The organism is Stenotrophomonas sp. LARHCG68, assembly GCF_052871705.1.
Map to the genome: position 1 here is coordinate 58762 of NZ_JBIXJV010000002.1, position 20097 is coordinate 78858.

Genomic DNA, 20097 nt, shown 5'->3' on the forward strand with positions numbered 1-20097 from the left:
GATGCACGTCATCCACCGTTGGCTTCGCCGTCGAAGCCGCTCCCACCGTTGCTGTCCGTGCGAAAATGGCCTGGGGCTGCGGGAAATTCGGCGTCAGCGATCACACACAACAAAAAGCACCTTCATACCGCGCCGACTGCGGCGGTGAAACGTAAAGGTTCTGTAATTGTCCGGACGTAACCTTCGCGCCGCTTGCACGGCGGACGCTCAGCTGTGTGCGGTACTCCCACACTTCTCCGGATGGAAACATGTTCGAACTCAGGAAGTCGGCGCTGGTCAGCGCCATCATGGCTGCGCTCAGCGTTTGCCCGGTTGCGCATGCACAGCAGTCGGCCGAGGCCATCGTGCAGGACGTGGGCACCGGCAGCCTGCGTGGCCGCGTGCTCAACACCGCCACCGGCGATTACGTGCGAAACGCCGAAGTGCGCATCGAAGGCAGCCGCAGCGTCACCTACTCGCAGGAAGGCGGGCACTTCCAGCTGACCGGCATTCCGGCCGGCGAGGTCACGGTGCTGGTCCGGTACACCGGCCTGCAGGAATCGCGCAGCACGGTGCGCATCGAGGCCGGCAAGGCCAACGCGCTGGAGGTGGCGTTGCAGGCACCGTCGTACGTGGCCGGCAGCGGTGCAGCGACCGACCTGGACATGATCAAGGTCACCGCCTCGCGTGACGGCCAGGCCAGCGCCATCATGGAACGCCGCGCCGCGATGAACGCCAAGAACGTGGTCGCCGCCGACAACTACGGCGCGCTGACCATGGGTGACGTTGGTGAGTTCATGAAATCCATGCCGGGCCTGTCGCTGGATTACACCGAAGTGGACGCCACCGCCGTGCGCATCGGCGGCCTGGACCCCAAGTACTCCACCTTCACCACCGATGGCGCGCGCATGGCCACGGCCACCTCGAACAACAACTCGGGCCGGCAGAATTCGTTCGAGCAGATGTCCATCACCGGCATCGAGTCGATCGAGTTGAACAACACGCTCACCGCATCGATGGACGCCGACGCACCGGGCGGCAACATCAACCTGCGCAGCAAGTACGCCTTCCAGCGCACCAAGCGCGACATCGTGTTCCAGCTGGGCGCGGTGGGTACCTCCGACTCCACCTGGTCGGGCAAGTACTTCCCGGATGACAGGAAGCACTCCACGATCTACCCGTCCGGCCAGTTCGGCTTCGGCGACGTGTTCATGGATGGCCGCCTGGGCGTGGAGTTCAACACCAGCTACAACGCCAACTACGTGCAGCAGGACCGCATCCAGACCGACTACGCCTACAAGGCCGACGGCAGCGCGATGCCATACCGCGTGATGTGGCGCCCGGGCCCGAAGATGACCAGCCGCACCGCGGCCAACCTCAGCCTGGACTACCAGATCACCGATGACCTGGTCGCCTCGCTGCGCAGCACCTATTCGATGTATGACGTGGAGTACTTCAACCAGTACACCTACCTGATCTTCGGCACCCCGACCAAGTCCGAGACCGCGTCCGGCTCCACGCCCAACCACATCGTGGTCAACCCGAACGGCACCAACACCCGCCTGCATACGCAGTATTCGCATCGCTATGCGGGCACGCCGGCCTACCTGGTCGCGCCCAAGCTGGAGTACAAGGGCGAGGACTGGGAAGTGGTGCTGCGTGGCAGCTACTCCGGCGCCGAGTTCAACTTCCGCGACAACAGCAAGGGCTTCTTCCAGCGCACCGACAGCTGGCTGACCGGGATCGGCTTCACCCTGGACCGTCCGTCGGAGAGCTCGCACGAATGGATCCTCAACCAGACCGCCGGACGCCCATGGGGTGACCCGGAGAGTTTCAACCGCGACGCCGACATCGGCTACAACATCCGCACCGCCGAATCGGACGCGCTCAACGACCAGCATGGCGTCAACCTCGACCTCAAGCGCCACCTCACCTTCTACGACAACCCGCTCACCCTGATGGGCGGGTTGGGCACGCGCAGCAATGACTGGCGCACCAACGAAGGCGCCTACAAGCAGTACAAGTACATCGGCCCGAACGGCAGCCAGACCGACCCGGCGTCGCAGATCCCGTGGACCGGTGACTACGACTTCGCCATCATCGGTACCGGCGCGGGCAACATGAACCAGCAGGGCTGGCGCGCGGACAGCAACTACGCGATGTACGACATCTTCAAGGAGCACCCGGAGTACTTCGCCCCGGACGTGGTCGGCAACCTCAAGCGCGAGCTGGACAACAACAAGCGCATCCAGGAAGAGGTGAACGCGGCCTACCTCGAGGCCGAGACCCGCATCGGCGACGCGCGCATCGACCTGGGCCTGCGCTACGAGCAGACCCGCACCGCCGCGCGCATCGCCGACGTGCGCCCGCTCAGCGAGGTCAAGGCCGCCGGCCTGGATCCCAACACGGTCGAAGGCCTGATGTTCCAGTACAACAACGGCCGCTACACCACCCGCCGCGGCAAGTACGACGACTTCTTCTTCAGCGGTGGCGTCAAGTACGACTTCACCGACAAGCTGGTCGGCCAGGTCTCCTTCAGCCAGTCGATCCTGCGCCCGGACTACGGCAATCTCGGCGGCGTGGTCTCGGTCAACGACGACACGATGATCGTCACCGTGCCCAACGCGCAGCTCAAGCCCGAGCACTCCACCAAGTACTACGCCAGCCTGCAGTACTACCTGGAGCCGTCGGGCATGCTCGGCCTGTCCTACTACAAGCTGGACATGAAGGACATGCAGGTCACCGGCATCACGGTGGACCCGCAGGACGTCGGCTTCAATCCCGGCGACTACGAGGGCTACACCTTCCGCAGTGCGCAGAACCTGCCGGGCACCAGCACCAACGAGGGCATGGTGCTGGAGTACAACCAGCAGCTGACCTTCCTGCCGGGCGCCCTCAAGGGCCTGAGCCTGTACGGCTCGCTGACCCACGTGAACCCGGACGGCCCGCGCCAGAACCTGCCCAAGGAGGCGGCCAACTGGGGCGTGCGCTACAACTACGGCCGCTTCGATTTCCAGATCAACGGCAACTACCAGTCCAGCCACCGCGTCAGCGCGCTGAGCAACACGCCGACCACCGCCAACAACGGCATCCTGTACCGTGCCTCGCGCGAGCTGTGGAACATCAGCGCCACCTACAAGCTCACCGACAACATCGACGTGATGCTGGCCGGCCGCAACATCTTCGATGAGCCGGAAGTGATCTATTCCAACGTGGCCAGCCGCGTGCAGATGTACACGGTCTACGGCTCGATGTGGAACTTCGGCATCCGCGGCCGCTTCTGAGCCGGCCGCCACCCTGCACTCCGCCCTTCCCCGCCCGCGGGGAAGGGCCGGGGCAGGCAAGCATCGGCATCCATGTCCTTCCCGCTTCCTCCAGCGTCCACCAGGAACCTTCGCAATGACCCTCAACATCGACCGTCGTCGCCTGATCATCGGCGCCGGCCTGGGCCTGGGCGCCCTGCTGCTGCCGGGTGGCAAGCTGCTCGCCACCGAGGTGATGAACGCCAGGGGGTTCACCCACAACGTGGCCAGCGGCGAGCCGGCACCCGATTCCATGCTGCTGTGGACGCGCTACGTCCCTGCGGGCAACACGGACGAGGTCCGCCTGCAGGCGGAGACGGCCCTGGACCAGGCGTTCACCCGCGTCGTCGGGGGCGCCATGGTGCGCACCGGCGCCTATCGCGACTGGACCGCCAAGCTCACCATCGATGGGCTGCAGCCCGGCACCACCTATTACTACCGGTTCATCGCGCCAGACGGCAGCCACTCGCCGGTGGGCCGCACCCGCACCCTGCCGGTCGGGGACGTCGCCAGCTTCAGGCTGGGCCTGTTCTCCTGCTCCAATCTGCCGATGGGCTGGTTCAACGCGTATGCACACGCAGCCCAGCGCCAGGACATGGACCTGTGGCTGCACGTGGGCGACTACATCTACGAGTACGGCATCGCGTCCTACAAGCCGCATGACCGCATCGCCGAACGCCAGGTGCTGCCCGCGCACGACCATGAAATGGTCTCGTTGCTCGACTACCGCATGCGCTTGGCCTGTTACCGCGCCGACCCCGACCTGCAGAAGCTGCACCAGATGGCGCCGATGGTGGCGGTGTGGGACGACCACGAGATCACCAACGACAGCTGGGAGGGCGGCGCAGGGAACCACCAACCGGCTACCGAAGGCGACTGGAGCATGCGCAAGGTCGCGGGCATGCAGGCCTATCGCGAATGGCTGCCGATTTCAGACGAGCCGTGGAAGGCCTATCCCATCGGCGCGCTTGCCACCTTGTACCGCACCGAATCGCGCCTGCTCGGGCGCACCCGCCAGGCCGACATCGAAAGCGCCTTCGCGGCTGGCAGCCAGGCCGCGCTGGAAGCCTTCCGCGATGGTCCATGGCAGGACCCGTCGGCCACCATGCTCGGCCTGGAGCAGGAAAGCTGGCTGTACCGTGCGTTTGGCCAGAACGCGAGCCAGAGCATCTGGCAACTGGTCGGCATGGGCACCATCCTCGGCCGCACCGTGATGCCCGCCAAAACCGTGGACTGGCTGCGCCCGGATGCCAGCGCACGCACCGTGCAGGCGTTCACCGACTACGTGCGCGCGGCGCGGCTCGGCCTGCCGATGTGGATGGACCGCTGGGACGGTTACCCCGCCGCACGCTCGCGCCTGCTGCGTGCGGCCCAGCAGGCGGACGCCAACCTGGTGATGCTGTCCGGTGACAGTCACAACGCCTGGGCCTACTCGCTGCAGGAGGACGGCCGCCCCGCGGGCATCGAGTTCGCCGTGCAGGCCGTCACCTCGGGCGGCATCGAAGGCAGCGTGGTCGTGGATCCGCGTGATGTCGCCCGCATCTTCATCGAAAGCAATCCGGAGCTGGACTGGTGCGATACCTCGCGGCGCGGCTACGCGATGATCGACATCCGCCCGCAACGCATCACCGGCGAGTGGGTGTTCATGCAGGACATCAAGACGCGTGACCTCGACGTGTCCGGTACCCACCGCATGAGCGCCGAGCGCGATCGCAGACGGTTTTCGGCCTAGTCGCGCTGGAACGGCGTCGGTCGCGAAGCCGGTCGATCCTCCGTACGCGGCCAGCCCGGCAACCGGTATCGGCTTCGCGCCTGAAGGCGCTCCTGCGGCGGGGAGTCACCGGTGGTGGGATGCGTGGTGCGCACGGCCGGAGCCGGAGCGCTTGCCGCCGCCATCGTGCTTGTTCACCGTCGCCCAGGCGATGCGTTCGGCATCCTTCTCCGAACGCCCCTCCTTGCGCTCACTCTGTTCGATGTGCTGGGCCTGCCGCTTCTGCTTGTCGGTATAGGCACTTTTGTCGCCACGGGTCATGGTCGCTGCTCCTGCAGGCACGGTGGTGGCCTGCCGGTGTCCAGACTGCGCAGCCGCCCGTAATCGGCATGTGCAGGTACCGTTGCATGCGCGCATTCAACACCACGGGTGTGCACGGCGTTCAGCGCCGGCCCATCAACTTGAATGGCCGACGCTCACCTTTTGCTTGCACAACCGGTGCAGTCCATTAACCCGAGCGGGCGCAGGATGTGATCGGGTCCTTGCAGGGCCCGCGTTCATCCCCACAAGGCCGGAGGTACGTCCATGAAACGTCACCCGAGCTGGTTGTTGATCCTCGCCGTGGCAGCCGTCCCCACCTGCGCACCGGTGGCCACCGCCACGCAGACGATGCAGGAGGGTCCGCCGCCGCAGATGGCTCCTGCCACCGAGAAGCCGCCCAGCGATGCCTGGATCACCACCAAGGTAAAGGCGGCGCTGGTCGCCGCCGCCGATGTGCCAGGCATGGATATCCGCGTGGAAACCCAGCGCGGCACGGTCATGCTCAGTGGCCATGTTCCCACGCAGGAGCAGGCCGACCGCGCGGTCGCCACCGCGCGCCGGATTGATGGCGTGCAGAGCGTGGACAGCAGTGCGCTGATCATCGGTGACGCAAGCGCCGGCCACTGACGCAGTCCCCTCGGCGCATCTGGCCGCTCATCGCGGCCACCGCCCGGCAGCGATCGCTTCCTGCCGGGCGGCTGCCTGCCGCCGCCGTCGCGGTCAGCTGCCCAGTTCGATGCGGGCCACGCTTTCCTCACCGCCCTTGGGATCACCCTCGCCGTTCTTGATGCTCACGTACAACACGTTGTTGCGCGCATCCAGCGCCAGGCTGTTCGGATGGGTCGGCACGGACCAGCTGCCCACCGGGCGATAGCTGTCGCTGTCATAGGCGGTGACCGTCCCGGCTTCCCGGTTGGTCACGTACAGGCGCTTGCGCGCCGCATCGAGCAGGATGCCGAGCGGACCGGCATCGGTCGGGATGCTCGCCAGCTCCCGCCCGGTACGGCGGTCCAGCACCAGCACACGCTGGCCGGGGTGGCGCGAGACGAAGCCATCGATGCTCTTGCCCTGGTAGGCGCGGATCATCTCCAGTCCCTGGTCGGTGACGAACAGGCGCTCACTGCCGGGGTCCAGGGCAATGTTCATCGGTTGCTCGGCGCTGATCCTGAAGCGTTGCTCGACCTTGCCGCTGTCGGTGCCGACGGTGACCACCTCACCGCGCAGGTTCGAGGTGTACACGCGCTTTCCGGCGGCATCCAGGGCCAGCCCCGGGGCCTTGGCGTTACCCAACCCGGCAATGGTGTCCAGCAGCGTCAGCGATTGCGTGTCGACCACGAACAGCACGCTGCCTTCCTGCGAATGCCCGGTGACATACAGGCGATGGTTGGGCGCATCGACCACCAGCTCGCGCAGGTCGTGGCTGTAACGGGACTTGCCGTCACTGCCGGTTACCTTCTCCATCAGCTGCACGGTGCCGATGGCCATGCCCTGCGCGGTGTCGACCACGGTCACCGAGGTGTCCACGGTGTTACCGACGTACAGGCGGTGGTTGCTGTCGTCCAGCACCACGCCGAAAGCCTTGCGCTCCAGCGGGATGCGGGCCTGCACGGCGAGCGTGCGCGGGTCCAGGCGCAGTACCTGTGCCGGCCCGGCATCGTCACCGAAGCCGCCGGACGAGGCGACGAACAGCGCCTGTTGCGAAGGGCTGTAGGCCAGCTCGTATAGACCCTTGGCCACGGCCTGGCGCTGCACGCCGGCAGGCGCGCCATCGGCAGCGGCCGGCGCATTGCCGGTGGCCATTGCCAACGGCGCAGCCAACGCGAAGGAAACCGCCAGCGCGAGGGCGGCGGAACGGAAGAGGAAATGAGAGTGCATGCGAGCGTCCTTTGGTCGGGCACGAAGGGTGTCCTGGCTCGCTGGGCCGTCGTCGGACGGCAGGTCCCGCTGCATGAAGCGTGGGTGGCTTGCTGGTGCCGGCATGGTAGGGAAAAGCGAAGGCGGAGTCGAGCATCCGCCTTCGCAGCCGTTGCCGCCTATTGTGCGCTGGCCGTCGCTCCGCCGAGATGGCGTGCGAGGAAGGCCAGCAGGCGCTGGTAGTACGCACGGCGATGCGGCTGCGTGTAGAAGCCGTGCCCCTCGTTCGGGTAGTAGAGCGTCTCCACCGGCACGCCGGCACGCTTGAGCGCCTTCTCCATGCGTTCGGTATGTTCCACCGGTGCACGCTCATCCCTGCCGCCGGCCGCAAGGAAGACCGGCACCTTGATCTGTTCGGCGAGGCGGCTGGGCGAGCGTGCCGCCAGCGTATTGCGCTCGCCCAGCCATTCAGCGGCCCACGTACGCCCGGAACGGCTGCGCGAGGATGCATCGCTGTGCATCAACTCCAGGTCGTAGACGCCGACATACCCCACCGCACACCGGTACAGCTCCGGGTCGCGCACAGCGCCCATCAACGCAGCGTATCCCCCGTAGCTTGCGCCGTAGATGCAGATCCGATCAGCCTGGGCGATGCCCTGCGCAACGGCCCAGCGGGTGGCATCGGCCAGGTCATCCTGCATGCGTCCGCCCCACTCGCGCACGCCGGCATCGGTAAAGGCACGGCCATAGTTGCCCGAGCCTCGGTAGTTCACGCGCAGCACTGCATACCCGGCGGCCGCCAGCAGCTGCGTATCGTCATCGAACTCCCAGCCGTCAAACACACCATAAGGTCCGCCGTGCGGCAGCAACACCATCGGCTTTGCCCCCGCCACCGCGCCCCTGGGCTCGGTGAGGTACCCGTGCAGCGTCATGCCGTCGCGTGCCTTGAAATTCACATACCGTGTGGCCGGCATCTGGTCCGGGATGAACCACTCGCGGCGACTGAAGATCCGGTTGGCCTTGCGCTCCTGCGTATCGAACAGGAAGTAGTCGCCGTTGTTGCGGTCGCTCCACACGTACAGCAGCACCAGCCGGCCATCGGCAGTGGTCGAGGTCAAGCGGATCGCATCGCCACTGAAGGACTTCTCCAGGCTGCGGTACAACCGTGCCGCGCGGCCGTTCTCGTCGAAGAAGCGGTTGTCGACCCGTTCGCGCATGTACGACGCGCCCACCGGCGTGCGGCCGTCGAGGTCATACAGGATCCGGTACGGGTCCACGACTGCATCGCGCAACAGTTCCACTTCCTCACCCGTGGCCGGGTTCCAGGAAACAATCGCGTCCGGACCGGCCTTGCGCTCCACCTGCAGGTAGGCCAGCGTGCCGTCGGCGCTGAAGCCCAATGGGTAGCGCCGGTGCCCGCTGCTGCCCTCGTCATTGATCAGCCGCCATTCCTGCCCGCGCGCGTCGCGGTAGTACAGCTTGGACACGTTGTCGGTGTTGGCACCTACCGCGAATCGCACCTCGCCGGAAGCGTCTGTCTTGAAGTCCGCACGCCGCACCGGCACATCCGCGATGCGGGCCCGGTGCCGGTTGTAGATATCCAGCTTCTCGATGCGGATGAATGGATCGCTCGCCACCGGCATCGCCGATACCAGCACATTGCGCGCATCGTCTGCCAATGGGTCCAGCATGTATACCGATTGATCGAAGGTGGACTTGTATTCAGAGACGATCCCCGCCCTCTCGTTGACCCCGTAAGGGCTGGCCAGCAGCATGCTCTGCTTGCCGTCCACGTTCACTGCGTACAGCTCGCCAATGGCCACCGGAGTATCACGCGAGCCCTGCCGGCGTGCCATGGAGATGACCACGCGCTCGTTGTTCGCCCACCAGAAGTCATCCACCACCGAGTTGGCGTCCCCGGAGATGCGCGCGGTGAAGGCGTTGTCGGAACGGCGCAGGATCAGCAGCGCGGTGCGATCCTCCAGCGGCGCGGTCACCGCGTAATGCAAGCCGTCGGGCGAGATCTTCACCCACTGGTACATGTCCTGCCTGACGAACGGCTCCACGTCCAGGGTTGCCGCACCGGCAACTGGCATACCTGCCATCAGCACGAACAAAACGCGCATCCATAACCGCATATCGAACCTTCCGTTCGCTGCCCCAGCCCCCCGCTGGCGAAGCGAGCATGGCGAAAAATGCCAGCAGCGTCGAGTGCCGTCGACCGGCGCCCCCGCCTCAGCGTGGGTGCAGCCTTTCGCATTCCCTCGCCGCGGCGTACTGCGTGTAGTCCTGCAGCCGGGCACGCATCGACGGCAAGCCGTCCAGCCGCGCATGGAGATGGGCATCAACCGGCACAAGCGCGCGCAGCGTGCGGCTGACCGACAACGACCAGTTCTGCCTGTCCGGCGCTTCCATCGGCGCGTAGTCGCCAGCGACCCACGGCACCAACATGGCGTGCTGTGCGGTCGAGTGCCAACGCTGCTCGCGGCCCTGGCGGTGGAGGATGCGCAGCTGGACGTAGGGGTCGTCATCGGTCCAGCGCATCCCGGTGCCATAGTAGGCATCCACCTCATCCCGCACGCTGCGACCGCGCAACCGGCTGCGCGCCAATGCACGCAGCTCATCGGCATCGCAGGCCAGTGGCGGCCAGGTGGTCCAGAACGTAGCGGGAATGAGCTCGCTGCGCCGCACTCCGCCTGCGATCTCGCGCATGGCACGTTCGCGTTGCCACGGGCGTTCCTGCAAGGCGGCCAGCAGTTGCGCCACTGCCGTCGACGTCACCGGCCACTCCCCGGCACGGACGCCGCCAGCGGTGCTCTCATAGTGCCCCTGCAGGTGGAATCCACCACCTCGCCGGACGGGAACAAGAACGAACGTCTCGTTGATGACGCCCCAGCCAGTGTGTTCGTACCTGATCTCGATACGGTCGATATCGGCAACATCCGCCATCGGCAATGGCGGCTCCTTGCAGGAGCATCCCCCCAACAGCAGCACTCCCAGGACAAGCCAACAAGCACGCATCCGACGTCCTCCCTAGATGCAGCCATTCAAACATCATCCGCGCCACCAACGCCACGCGCGCCCAACTGCGGGTTTCGCGTGCCACAATCCAAGGACTCCAAGGGGATGGGATGGGCGGATGACTCTCAGGCACATGGCCATGCTGGCCGTTCTGTTCGGCTGTGTTTCCGGTACGGCCATCGCGGCGCCCGCAGCGGATGTGTTCTACCGGCAACGCGTCGCCGAGGCCCTGGCCATCGCCGCCGACGAACCCGGCAGCCGCGCCGATGCGCTGCTGGACCGGCTGCTGGCCGATCCGGACTATGCCGGCCTGCCACCGGCCGAGCGCAACCGCCTGCTGTCACGCGCGGCGCTGGTTGCCTGGCAGAACGACCGCCTGGACGTCGCCTCGCAACGGTATGCGGAGCTGGCCCGGCTGGACAGCGACAACCCCGATGATTGGTACCGCATGGCCGGCGTGGCGATGCAGAAGGACGACATGGACGGCGCCGCCGAGGCCATGACCGAATTCGCCGCACGCTGGCCGGAATACCTGGACAACACCCGCCCCGAACTGCTGTTCATGCTGGCCACCCACGGCGATACCCGCAGCCCGGCACGCATCGGCTTCCAGCAGGCCCTGTTCGATGCCAACTGGAAAGGCGGCAGTTCCAACACCCCGGGCGCCATCTGGTTCCGGCTGGCGCGCGCACGCCTGGAGCAGGGCGACACGGAGGCCGCGCGTGCCGTGGTCCAGCGCATCCAGGAGCCGGAATTCCTGATCTCGATGCGCGCGGACAAGCGTTTCGACCCGGTGTTCAACCGCGACCGCCCGCGCTTCGACGTCGCCCTGGCGGTCGATCGCCAGATCGCCCTGCTGCGCACCCGCACCCAGGTATTCCCCGACCGCCTGGAGCCGCTGCTGCACCTGAGCAGTGCCCTGTTGCTGGCCGGCCGCAACGAGGACGCCATCACGCTGTCCGACGCCGCCGTCGCCCGGATCGCCGCCGCCAGCACCGACAAGCCGGCCTTCAGTGACATGGACCAGCAGGTCTGGCTGATGAACAACAAGGCCATCGCATTGCGCCGGATGGGACGCACCGAGGAAGCCATCGCTGAAATGCGTCGCGCCAGCCAGCTCAGCGAGAATGGCGAGGAGAACATCAGCCAGGTGTTGAACCTGGGCGAATTCGAATGCGCCAACGGCAATGCCGCCGAAGCCATCCGCGTCGTCGCCGCCGCGCCGCTGGCCAACCTGAGCAACTATGGCAAGGCGGTGGCGGCCCATGTGCGCCACTGCGCCGCCCTGCAGCAGGACGACAGCCGCCAGCAGAAGAAGGCGCTGAAGGAACTTCACGCGCTGCGCGATGATGCGCCCATGCCGTATCTGGATGCGTTGATCCAGGTCGAGCCGGAGCAGGCCCTGGCCTTCATGCGGCAGCTGCTGGCCCGGCCGGACAGGCGCAACGACGTGCTGGACTGGGCCCAGGACTGCCTGCAGTCACCACTACTGCCCGGCGAGCAGGTTCCCCAGCAGCGGCAGGACGCGTTCCTCGCCCGCGCCGACGTGCGGGCCGCCATCGACGGCGTCGGCCGGATCGAGCGCTACCCGCTGTACTGCCGGCAGTCGCGCTGACCGGCACGGCACCGTAACTGTCGCGAACTACCGCGCTGCGCTGGCTCCCCGCCGCAGCGCCAGGTTGTAGAAGCTCGAGTACACCGTGGTCACCGACAGCGGCACCGCGATGGTGCGCGCGATTTCCGGCGTACCGGCCAGCCAATGCAGGGTGGTCAGCAGGACCAGCGATACCGTCATCGCCACCACCGGCGGCAGCCACCCGCCCACGCTGCCCGGCAGGCGCACCGACATGGCCTCGATCATCCGTTTCAGGAACAACGTGATCAGCGCCGACAGGGTGCCCTGCACCACGCCGGCGATCAGTGGGCGTGGCATCGGATGCGCGCTGTTGGCGAACACCGCCCAACCGCCCATGCCCAGGAACGCCACCGCCATGTGTACCGCGCTGCTGCGCATCGCCGCTGTCGCCCGCTTCATTGTCTGCCGCTCTCCTTGATGGCGCGCGCCGCGCGGCGCCGCTCCGTTGTCATGGGTCCAACCCCAGGAACACCCGCATCCGCGCCAGCTCATCCTCCAGCCCGCGCCGGAATGCGGCGTCACGCGGTGCCCGCCCGGCCACGTAGCCCAGCTGCGCCTGCAGCTGGCCGCCAGCCACCCCAAGGTTGCCCCAGCCGATCACCTGCTCGCCCCACAGCAACGGCAGGGCGTAGTAACCGAGCTTGCGCTTGGCCGGTGGGGTGTAGGCCTCGAAGCGATACGCCCATCCCCAGAACTGTTCGAAGCGGCGCCGGTCCCAGACCACCGGATCGAACGGCGTCAGCAGCCGCACCGCGTCATCGGGCTTCCAACGCGCCGAGGCCGGGTTCTCGCCCTCGGGCCAGAACCAGTCCACGCCCTCCACGCGTACCGTGCCAAGGCGCTGCCGTGCACGCTTCAGCGCATCGGCACGCAGCCCCTGCCATTGCGGCACGCCGCTGCGCAGGTGGCCCAGCAGTTGGCCCAGGCTGGCCGCCGGCAGCGGTGCGTACTTGCCCACGATGATGTCGAGCAGGGCGTCCAGCCGGGCCTGTGCAACCTCCGCCGTCACCGGCGTCGCATCGCCCTGGCGCAGCGCATACACGCGGGTTCCGCCGTCGCGCCGTGCCACCCGCAGCAATCCGCGGTAATGCATGCCGTCCAGCAGCTCGGTGCTGGCATTGGACGAGCCGCCAAACCAGTTGGTGGTCTTGCCGTGGGCGAACTGCGCATCGACCTCGCGCGGATGCACCACGCCACGTTCGGCGATGAACTCGCGCACCGCATGCGCCTGTTTCCAGCGCGCCGGCGTCCACACCACCCGCGCCTGGCGCGGGTGCATCAAGGCATGGTGCGCGCGCGGCAGGAAGCCGTAGTTGACGAAGAAATCCTCTTCCAGCGCCAGCCGTGGATAGCGGCGCTCCAGCTCACCGGCGCGATAGCCGGTGACACGGTGGCGCAGGGTCAGGTCCTGCGCACGCGCCGGCGCTCGGATCGGATCGGCCTGGACAAAGCCAAGCTTGCCGATCGCCCGCATCAGCGTGGTCGGCGTGAACAGCGAGCGGGCGATGGCATACCGGCGAAGATGGTCGAGGGTGGGCTGCATGGGGGAATGATGCACGCATTCCCCCCGCCCCACCCAGTGCCCCCGGGTTCAGCGCTGGCCGCTAGCGGCGCGGCAGTAGTATTCGGCCAGTGCGAAGCTCAAGGGATGCTGCGCGGTGAGCCCCCATTCCGCTTCCAGCGCGCCGGTACGGAACCGCACCACACGGTCGGCCACCCCACGCGCCTCCAGCAGGCCGGGGAGTTTGGCGCCGAGCGCGCTGGCATCCAGCGCCTCGTCGCTCACGATGCACAGCCCCACGCCGGCAGCCAGCGGTGCTTCCTGCAACATCTCCTCAAGGTCTTCGATGCCGCCCTTGTCGTTGTCGATGGAATCCACCTCGGCCCCTTCCTCGGCCAACCGATACTGCAGCTGGTCGGCATCGAGGAACAGCGTCATCAACGACGGCGCCGGACGGGGCGGCGCGTCGCACTTCTTCGGCCACGGCGCGGTCTGAACCGGGCTGAGGCTGCCGTCGGCAGCGACCTGGCGCACCGCAATCCCGCATCGCATGGCATCGAAGTCGCGGATCATGTCGCCCTCGTAGTCCACGCCCGCCTCGGGGACGAAGCTGACCTGCACCCCGCGTCCGCGCCCGCAGCTCAACCCGGCGCCGCTGGCGATCTGCGCCTGCAATGCCACCGGCTGTCCCGGCACCAGCACGAACTCGGTGTAGTAAGGGTTGGCCATCAACCGGTTGCGGTCTTCCAGCGTGCGCGTGGTATCGCTCTGCGGGATGCCAATGGAGGCATTGGGCTGGCGCTTGCCGACCAGTGCCTTGAAGCCGAGCGACACCGCACCCGAACCCTCGATTTCCTCCTCGTAGGCATCCTCGCAGTGGGCGTTGGTGAACATGGTCAGGCCAACGCCGTTCTGCCCGAACAGGCGGATGCGGGCCGGACGCTCAACGCTCGCGGGCGCAACCGGCGACGCCTGCGCCTGCGCGGCCGATGCATCGATGAAGGAAACGCTGGCCAGGGCCAGCAACAGGGCGCGGGGGGACATGGGTACGAACTCCATTTCGAAAGGCGGATCGCCGGAAGGGGAAAGGGCGGCGCACGATAGCGCATCGCCGGAGACAGCATCGGCCGCGCGGACGGGAAATTGAGCCCTTTCCTCCAGCCCACCCCCTCTCCCCGCATGCGGGAGGGGGCCAGAGCCGGCCGCTCCTGCAGGCTGGCACGTTTCCTGCCCCTGCAAGTCCCAGTCCCCTGACCCATCGCGGGGCACTAGTCCGCAGCGTTTCGGATTGAATCCAGCAGCAGCTGGCACTGACCATTTCCGTGCGGCATGAGCCGCTTCTGGAGTTCGTTCCATGGAAAGGATCCGATCCACATTTGCTGGCCTGCTCTTCGCCGCCACCGTGCTGCTCACCGCCACTCCCGCGATCGCCGGCGGGGTGGTCGAATGCAACCGCTGCCCGTCCACCGTCAATGCTGCCATTTCCAAAGGGCCGGGTATTACCGTGGTCGTCGACTTCGAAAGCGCCAAGCTGACCGCCTACGATGTCGAGTACGACAAGGAGTTCAAGCGTTGGCGCACCCTCCGTGTCACCGTTCCAGCGAAGATCTCGGCGGCGTTCTACCGGATTCTTGAAGCGGCGGCTGCGGCCCCTTCCTCCCAACCGACCAATGGTCACCCAGGCTTCGGTGGTCCCGCGCCGGCAGATGAGGCAGCACGTGGGCGCTCCAAGGATTCGAAGGGCGGGCTGGTTGTCACGGCCCACCCGGATGACCCCCAGATCTCCAACCCCACGGGCATCCGCTTTCCGGATGCCTACAAGAACTTCAGCGCCAGTGACATCGTCATGTCCGCCACGTCACGGACCCGGTTCGGCAGGGAAATCGCCCTGGACCTCGCCGGCGCAAACACCACCAGCGCGGCCTGGAACTCGGTTGCACTCACCCTGCAGGAGCTGGCGCTTTCCTGGGGCTCCCAGCGCGGTGCCGGGTCCATCATCGTGATGGTCAACTGGCGCGACGGCTCACGGACCGTCTATCGGGTCAGCGTGGACAACGTGGGAGAGGCGAAGTACGTGACTGGCGAGAGTCGCGACAGTCTCGGCAACAAGTTTCCGGACGCAACCATCGCGACCCGCGATACCGCACCGGAGTACGCAGGCAACTACTACTTCGGCGAAGGCCGGGAAGGCTCGAGAAATCTGGAACGCTGGATCGAATCCGCCCGTCTCTACGGTGTCCCGATTGGAGGCTCCGCCGCGGGACGCAACCGGATGTCGTGCAGCTGGAATGGCGAGACGATCAACTGCAGCATCCGATGACGTCCCGCTTCACCTGCCTGTAGGGGGCTTCCGCCCAGTTGGCCGCGGGCATGAACGTGTCGGCCACCCTCTGCGGGCCAGGCGGAATGGAGGGGAGGCATTCCCCTGCCCCGCGCATTCGGACTCCGGTCATCCGTGCATGGCGCCCCTCTCCCCGCATGCGGGAGAGGGGCGTTGCCGCACGCCCCCTCCCCCTGCCGGCCCGACGCGCTACCCTGTCGCCCCTGTACCACCACGCCCACCCCGCTTTGCCATGACCACCTCCCCTCACCGCGTCCAAGGCCTCAACAACGACGAGGTGCCGGCCGACTGGCCTGCGATCAGCGCCAGCGAGATCGCATGGCTGGCGACGCGCTTCCCACAGCTGGAAGCCACGGCAACGCTGATCTGGCATAGCCCACGCCCGATGTCCGCCGCGGCCATCGCGCGAGGCGTCAATGGCAGGGTCTTCATCAAGCGCCACCATCACCGCGTCCGCACCGCCGCCACGCTGGCCGAGGAACACCGCTTCATCGCGCACCTGGCCCGGGCAGGTGTCCCCGTGGTTGACGTACTGGCGGACCGCAGCGGAGCCACCGCCCTTGCGCACGAAGGCTGGACCTACGAGCTGCATGCCATCGGCGAGGGGGACGACCTGTACCGCGATGCGCCATCATGGACGCCGCTTACCGACCTCGCCCAGGCACGCGAGGCCGGTCGCATGCTGGCCACGCTGCACCACGCAGCGGAGAGCTACACCGCGCCACAACGCGACACCCACATCCTGATTGCCCGCGATGAGCTGATCCGCAGTGCCGACCCCATCGCGCTGCTGGCACGCGACGCCTCCACGCGCCCGGCCCTGCACGACTACCTGTCCCGACGCCCATGGCTACAGGAGCTGCAGCAGAGCGTGTTGCCTTGGCACAACGGCCTGGCCGAGCGCCTGCAGGCCGAACCACGCCTGTGGGCACACAACGATTGGCATGTATCCAACCTGCTGTGGCGGCGCGAGGGCGAGGCGACGCGGATCGCCAGCGTGCTCGACTTCGGGTTGGCCTCGCCGACCAGCGCGCTGTTCGACCTGGCCACCGCCATCGAGCGCAATGCCATCGCCTGGCTGGAACTGGAGCGCGGCATGGCCGCCGTGCATGTGGATACCGCACTGGCCCTGCTCGACGGCTACCGGCAGGTGCGCCCGCTCCCGGCCGCCCAGGTACACCTGCTGGCCGATCTGCTGCCCGTCGTGCATTTGGACTTCGCACTGTCCGAAGTGGAGTACTTCCACGGCATCACCGGCTCCACCGCCAATGCCGACATCGCCTACTACGACTTCCTGCTCGGCCATGCCCGTTGGTTCGGCAGCGCCGACGGCCAGGCCCTGCTGTCCGCCCTGCACGCCGCTGCCTGAATACCAACGGGGCGCAAATCCGTACCGTTTGTGGTCAAATACGCGCCTGAAGCGGGGGTGCCTGGTTTTCGCAGGCTGAGAGAGTCCCTTGGAACCTGATCCGGTTTGCACCGGCGTAGGGAGCTTTGAGCAGCAGGCACACCGCCTCCATGGCCGGTTGCGCGTGCGCGCCTTCGCTTCGTCTCCCCCACCGGCTGATGACGAAACGAATGAACCGCTGCTACCGAATCTCGCTGTTGAGCGCTGCCCTGAGCGCGGCCCTGCCGCTGTACGCCAGCAACCTCGAAACCGCCGCCGAGCGCTCGCCCACCGAGCTGGCCGCGGTGCGCGTGCAGGCCGAGCAGCCGCATGCCGGGAACACCCAGTCCAACAGCTTCGGCGCCGGTGACTGGAAGAACACCCCGGCGTCGATCACCGTGCTGGACCGCGAGCTGCTCGACAGCCGCCACGTGCGCACGCTGTCCGAGCTGGCCTACAACGATGCGTCGCTGGGCGACGCCTACGCGCCGGTCGGCTATTACCAGAACATCGCCATCCGCGGCTTCGCGCTGGATACGGCCACCGGCTACCGCTTCAACGGCCTGAGCATGGCCGGCGAGCAGCGCCTGGCGCTGGAGAACGTGCAGCAGGTGGAAATCCTCAAGGGCGAGGCTGGCCTGGCCGCTGGCGTGATCGCCCCCGGCGGCGTCATCAACTACGTGGGCAAGCGCCCGGCCGAAGTACGCACCGTCACCCTCGCCACCGATTCGGAAGGCAGCCGCTATGCCGCGGTCGACGTCGGCCATTGGGTGACGCCGCGCATCGGCCTGCGCTTCAACGCCGCGTGGGATGACAGCAACTCCTATATCGACAATGCCGACGGCCGCCGCAACTTCTACGCACTGGCCACCGACTGGCTGATCGGCGAGCGCGGCAAGCTGGAAGTGGATGCCAACTACCAGACCAGCGCACAGCGCTCGGCGTCGGGCTACCAGTTGCTGGGCGCCACCACCCTGCCACGCAACGTTGACCGCAAGAAGATGCTCGGCCACCAGGCATGGCAGGCGCCGGTCGGCATCGACAGCACCAACCTCACCGCGCTGCACACCTTCGACTTCAACGAGGCCTGGCAGTCACGCGTGTCGGCCAGCTACAGCCGCTCGGTCATCGACGACAACGTCGCCTTCGCCTACGGCTGCTACTACGCCGCCGAATGCGCCGACGGCAGCGTGCCGGGCAACTATTTCGCACCCAACGGCGACTACGACATCTACGACTACCGCAGCCCGGACGACACCCGCCGCAACCGCCAGCTGCGCGCCGAGCTGCGTGGCCAGTTCAGCACCGGCAACGTCGCGCACCAGCTGACCGTGGGCGCGGACTACTTCGACCGTACCGTGGACAAGCGCCGCAACGTCAACGAGTACGTGGGCACCGCCAACATCCACGACAAGGACGTGCCGCAGTTCGCACCCTCGCCCCTGCAGCCGGGCCCGTCGGTGCGCCGCCTGGACAGCACGCAGAAGTCGCTGTTCGTGCTCGACCGCGTGAGCTTCGCCGACGATTGGCAGCTGCTGGCCGGTGGCCGCTTCGTGCGCCTGGACGAGCGCGCCTTCGACAAGCGCGGCAACCTGGAACGCAGCAACCGGCTGTCGCGCTTCCTGCCGCAGACCGCGCTGATCTGGAGCGCCAACGACGATCTCAACCTCTACGCCAGCTATGCGCAGGGCATTTCGCTCGGCCAGGAGGCACCGTTCTGGACCACCAATGAAGGCACCTTCCTGCCGGCGGTGCGCTCGCGCCAGGTCGAGGTCGGCGCCAAGTACACCCCGTCGGATGCGCTGACGTTGAGCGCGGCGCTGTTCCGCATCAACCAGCCGTTCCAGTACGCCAAGCCCGACGACAGCGCCTACGGCTACACCTTCGTGCAGGAAGGCCAGCAGACCCACACCGGGCTGGAACTGAGCGCACAGGGCCACGTCACCGAGCGCCTGCAGCTCACCGCCAGCGCCACCGCGCTGCGCGCACGCGCACGCAACAGCGGCACGCCTGCCTACGAAGGCCACCCGCTGATCAACGTGCCGAGCGGCCGCGCCAGCCTGCATGCCGACTACGCCCTGCCCTTCGCCGAAGGGCTGGGCATCACCGGCGGCTGGCGCTATGCCTCTTCCAACGTCGCCACCGCCGATGGCCGTGTGCGTGCGCCCAGCTACAGCGTGGTGGATGCCGGCCTGCGCTTCCAGCACCAGCTGCGCGCGCACGCGGTGAACTGGAACCTGTCGGTGGACAACGTGTTCAACCGCTTCTACTGGCGCGATACCGGCAGCAGCTCCGGTGACTACTACCTGTTCCCGGGTGCACCGCGGCAGGCGCGCCTGTCGGTGACCATCGCGCTATGAACCCGGCGATCCTGGAATGGTCGGCGGTCGCGGCCAGCATCCTCGGCGTGTGGCTGATGGCGCAGCGGCGGATGCTGGCCTGGCCGGTGGGGCTGGTGTCGGTGGGCCTGTACGCGCTGGTGTTCATCGAAGCCCGGCTGTACTCGGACACGCTGCTGCAGGGCGCATTCGCCGCCTTCCTGCTGTACGGCTGGCTCAACTGGCGCAGGCAGACGCAGGCCGAAGGCCGCATCGTCATCGCGCCCTTGGCCACCGGCCAGTGGACGCGTGACCTGGGCATCGGCATCGCCTTCGGCCTTGCCTTGGGCGCGGCCATGCACAGCTGGACCAACGCCGCCCTGCCGTGGCTGGACGCCATGCTCGCCGCACTCAGCCTGGTCGCGCAGTGGTGGCAGGCGCGCCGCCACGCCGCCGCCTGGTGGCTGTGGATCGTGGTGGACGTGGTTTACGTCGGCATGTACGCGGTGAAGTCGCTGCATGCCACGGCGGGCCTGTACCTGGTGTTCGTCGGACTGGCGGCGATGGGCCTGCGCGCGTGGAAGAAGGCCGGCGCGCAGGACCGCATGCAACAGCCGGTTTCGCCGGCCGCCTGACCCCGCCGCGCGACGCACGGACGGCCGTGCCGGTTCCCTCCCCTGCGGCGGGAATCGGCCAGGCCACACGTCCTCCCGCATGACCAGTGCT

Annotated in this window: 15 protein-coding genes and 1 riboswitch; of the genes, 8 read left to right on the forward strand and 7 right to left on the reverse strand. The window is 67.2% G+C overall.

Annotated elements, in window-relative coordinates:
- The first annotated feature begins 248 nt into the window (after positions 1–248).
- Entirely contained in the window at positions 249–3263 is a 3015-nt protein-coding gene (locus ACIPR8_RS07680; protein ID WP_446540656.1) for a TonB-dependent receptor, read from the forward strand.
- A 115-nt stretch (positions 3264–3378) separates the two neighbouring features.
- Complete coding sequence (locus ACIPR8_RS07685) at positions 3379–5013, forward strand: alkaline phosphatase D family protein (protein ID WP_446540657.1); 1635 nt, start codon at positions 3379–3381, stop codon at positions 5011–5013.
- Positions 5014–5118: 105 nt separating this feature from the next.
- On the opposite strand, the gene ACIPR8_RS07690 is transcribed toward ACIPR8_RS07685, so the two are convergent.
- On the reverse strand, positions 5119–5313 hold the full coding sequence (locus ACIPR8_RS07690; protein WP_446541064.1) for a hypothetical protein: 195 nt from the start codon (positions 5311–5313) through the stop codon (positions 5119–5121).
- 264 nt (positions 5314–5577) lie between these two features.
- On the opposite strand from ACIPR8_RS07690, the gene ACIPR8_RS07695 reads away from it, so the two are divergent.
- The gene (locus ACIPR8_RS07695; RefSeq protein ID WP_313252827.1) at positions 5578–5940 is read left to right on the forward strand and encodes a BON domain-containing protein; all 363 of its coding nucleotides are present in this window, start codon (positions 5578–5580) and stop codon (positions 5938–5940) included.
- 93 nt (positions 5941–6033) lie between these two features.
- Here ACIPR8_RS07695 and ACIPR8_RS07700 read toward each other — a convergent pair whose 3' ends face one another.
- From ACIPR8_RS07700 to ACIPR8_RS07710, 3 genes are all read right to left on the reverse strand, one after another.
- Positions 6034–7188, reverse strand: a complete 1155-nt coding sequence (locus ACIPR8_RS07700; protein WP_446540658.1) for a YncE family protein — start codon at positions 7186–7188, stop codon at positions 6034–6036.
- A gap of 158 nt (positions 7189–7346) precedes the next feature.
- The gene (locus ACIPR8_RS07705; RefSeq protein ID WP_446540659.1) at positions 7347–9305 is read right to left on the reverse strand and encodes an alpha/beta hydrolase family protein; all 1959 of its coding nucleotides are present in this window, start codon (positions 9303–9305) and stop codon (positions 7347–7349) included.
- Positions 9306–9402: 97 nt separating this feature from the next.
- Positions 9403–10116: a hypothetical protein gene (locus ACIPR8_RS07710; protein ID WP_446540660.1), complete on the reverse strand. Its 714-nt coding sequence runs from the start codon at positions 10114–10116 to the stop codon at positions 9403–9405.
- A gap of 190 nt (positions 10117–10306) precedes the next feature.
- Here ACIPR8_RS07710 and ACIPR8_RS07715 point away from each other — a divergent pair, with 190 nt between their 5' ends.
- Positions 10307–11803: a tetratricopeptide repeat protein gene (locus ACIPR8_RS07715; protein ID WP_446540661.1), complete on the forward strand. Its 1497-nt coding sequence runs from the start codon at positions 10307–10309 to the stop codon at positions 11801–11803.
- Between the two features lie 27 nt (positions 11804–11830).
- Here ACIPR8_RS07715 and ACIPR8_RS07720 read toward each other — a convergent pair whose 3' ends face one another.
- Genes ACIPR8_RS07720 through ACIPR8_RS07730 form a run of 3 tightly spaced genes read right to left on the reverse strand, consistent with a single transcriptional unit; the run spans position 11831 to position 14369 of the window.
- On the reverse strand, positions 11831–12223 hold the full coding sequence (locus ACIPR8_RS07720; RefSeq protein WP_446540662.1) for a hypothetical protein: 393 nt from the start codon (positions 12221–12223) through the stop codon (positions 11831–11833).
- Positions 12224–12272: 49 nt separating this feature from the next.
- Positions 12273–13367, reverse strand: coding sequence for a DNA glycosylase AlkZ-like family protein (locus tag ACIPR8_RS07725; RefSeq protein ID WP_192286761.1), 1095 nt, complete (start codon positions 13365–13367; stop codon positions 12273–12275).
- A gap of 48 nt (positions 13368–13415) precedes the next feature.
- Entirely contained in the window at positions 13416–14369 is a 954-nt protein-coding gene (locus tag ACIPR8_RS07730; protein WP_446540663.1) for a hypothetical protein, read from the reverse strand.
- A gap of 310 nt (positions 14370–14679) precedes the next feature.
- Between ACIPR8_RS07730 and ACIPR8_RS07735 the strand changes: the two genes are divergently transcribed.
- The 4 genes from ACIPR8_RS07735 (at position 14680) to pnuC (ending at position 20006) form a co-directional block, all read left to right on the forward strand.
- Entirely contained in the window at positions 14680–15645 is a 966-nt protein-coding gene (locus ACIPR8_RS07735; RefSeq protein WP_446540664.1) for a hypothetical protein, read from the forward strand.
- A 253-nt stretch (positions 15646–15898) separates the two neighbouring features.
- Positions 15899–17035: a phosphotransferase enzyme family protein gene (locus ACIPR8_RS07740; RefSeq protein ID WP_446540665.1), complete on the forward strand. Its 1137-nt coding sequence runs from the start codon at positions 15899–15901 to the stop codon at positions 17033–17035.
- A gap of 43 nt (positions 17036–17078) precedes the next feature.
- Positions 17079–17174, forward strand: a riboswitch (TPP riboswitch).
- Between the two features lie 70 nt (positions 17175–17244).
- A complete protein-coding gene (locus ACIPR8_RS07745; RefSeq protein WP_446540666.1) occupies positions 17245–19413 on the forward strand; it encodes a TonB-dependent siderophore receptor in 2169 nt (722 codons plus the stop codon).
- A complete protein-coding gene (gene pnuC, locus ACIPR8_RS07750; RefSeq protein ID WP_446540667.1) occupies positions 19410–20006 on the forward strand; it encodes a nicotinamide riboside transporter PnuC in 597 nt (198 codons plus the stop codon). The genes ACIPR8_RS07745 and pnuC overlap by 4 nt, the downstream gene beginning before the upstream one ends.
- Positions 20007–20097: the final 91 nt, after the last annotated feature.

Bases quoted from the DNA above. Each gene is read 5' to 3' on its own strand.
- ACIPR8_RS07680 (WP_446540656.1), top strand. From the start codon at position 249: ATGTTCGAACTCAGGAAGTCGGCGCTGGTCAGCGCCATCATGGCTGCG.
- ACIPR8_RS07735 (WP_446540664.1), top strand. From the start codon at position 14,680: ATGGAAAGGATCCGATCCACATTTGCTGGCCTGCTCTTCGCCGCCACC.
- ACIPR8_RS07700 (WP_446540658.1), bottom strand. From the start codon at position 7,188: ATGCACTCTCATTTCCTCTTCCGTTCCGCCGCCCTCGCGCTGGCGGTT.
- ACIPR8_RS07740 (WP_446540665.1), top strand. From the start codon at position 15,899: ATGACCACCTCCCCTCACCGCGTCCAAGGCCTCAACAACGACGAGGTG.
- pnuC (WP_446540667.1), top strand. From the start codon at position 19,410: ATGAACCCGGCGATCCTGGAATGGTCGGCGGTCGCGGCCAGCATCCTC.
- ACIPR8_RS07720 (WP_446540662.1), bottom strand. From the start codon at position 12,223: ATGAAGCGGGCGACAGCGGCGATGCGCAGCAGCGCGGTACACATGGCG.
- ACIPR8_RS07695 (WP_313252827.1), top strand. From the start codon at position 5,578: ATGAAACGTCACCCGAGCTGGTTGTTGATCCTCGCCGTGGCAGCCGTC.
- ACIPR8_RS07685 (WP_446540657.1), top strand. From the start codon at position 3,379: ATGACCCTCAACATCGACCGTCGTCGCCTGATCATCGGCGCCGGCCTG.
- ACIPR8_RS07710 (WP_446540660.1), bottom strand. From the start codon at position 10,116: ATGGCGGATGTTGCCGATATCGACCGTATCGAGATCAGGTACGAACAC.
- ACIPR8_RS07725 (WP_192286761.1), bottom strand. From the start codon at position 13,367: ATGCAGCCCACCCTCGACCATCTTCGCCGGTATGCCATCGCCCGCTCG.
- ACIPR8_RS07745 (WP_446540666.1), top strand. From the start codon at position 17,245: ATGAACCGCTGCTACCGAATCTCGCTGTTGAGCGCTGCCCTGAGCGCG.
- ACIPR8_RS07705 (WP_446540659.1), bottom strand. From the start codon at position 9,305: ATGCGGTTATGGATGCGCGTTTTGTTCGTGCTGATGGCAGGTATGCCA.
- ACIPR8_RS07690 (WP_446541064.1), bottom strand. From the start codon at position 5,313: ATGACCCGTGGCGACAAAAGTGCCTATACCGACAAGCAGAAGCGGCAG.
- ACIPR8_RS07730 (WP_446540663.1), bottom strand. From the start codon at position 14,369: ATGTCCCCCCGCGCCCTGTTGCTGGCCCTGGCCAGCGTTTCCTTCATC.
- ACIPR8_RS07715 (WP_446540661.1), top strand. From the start codon at position 10,307: ATGACTCTCAGGCACATGGCCATGCTGGCCGTTCTGTTCGGCTGTGTT.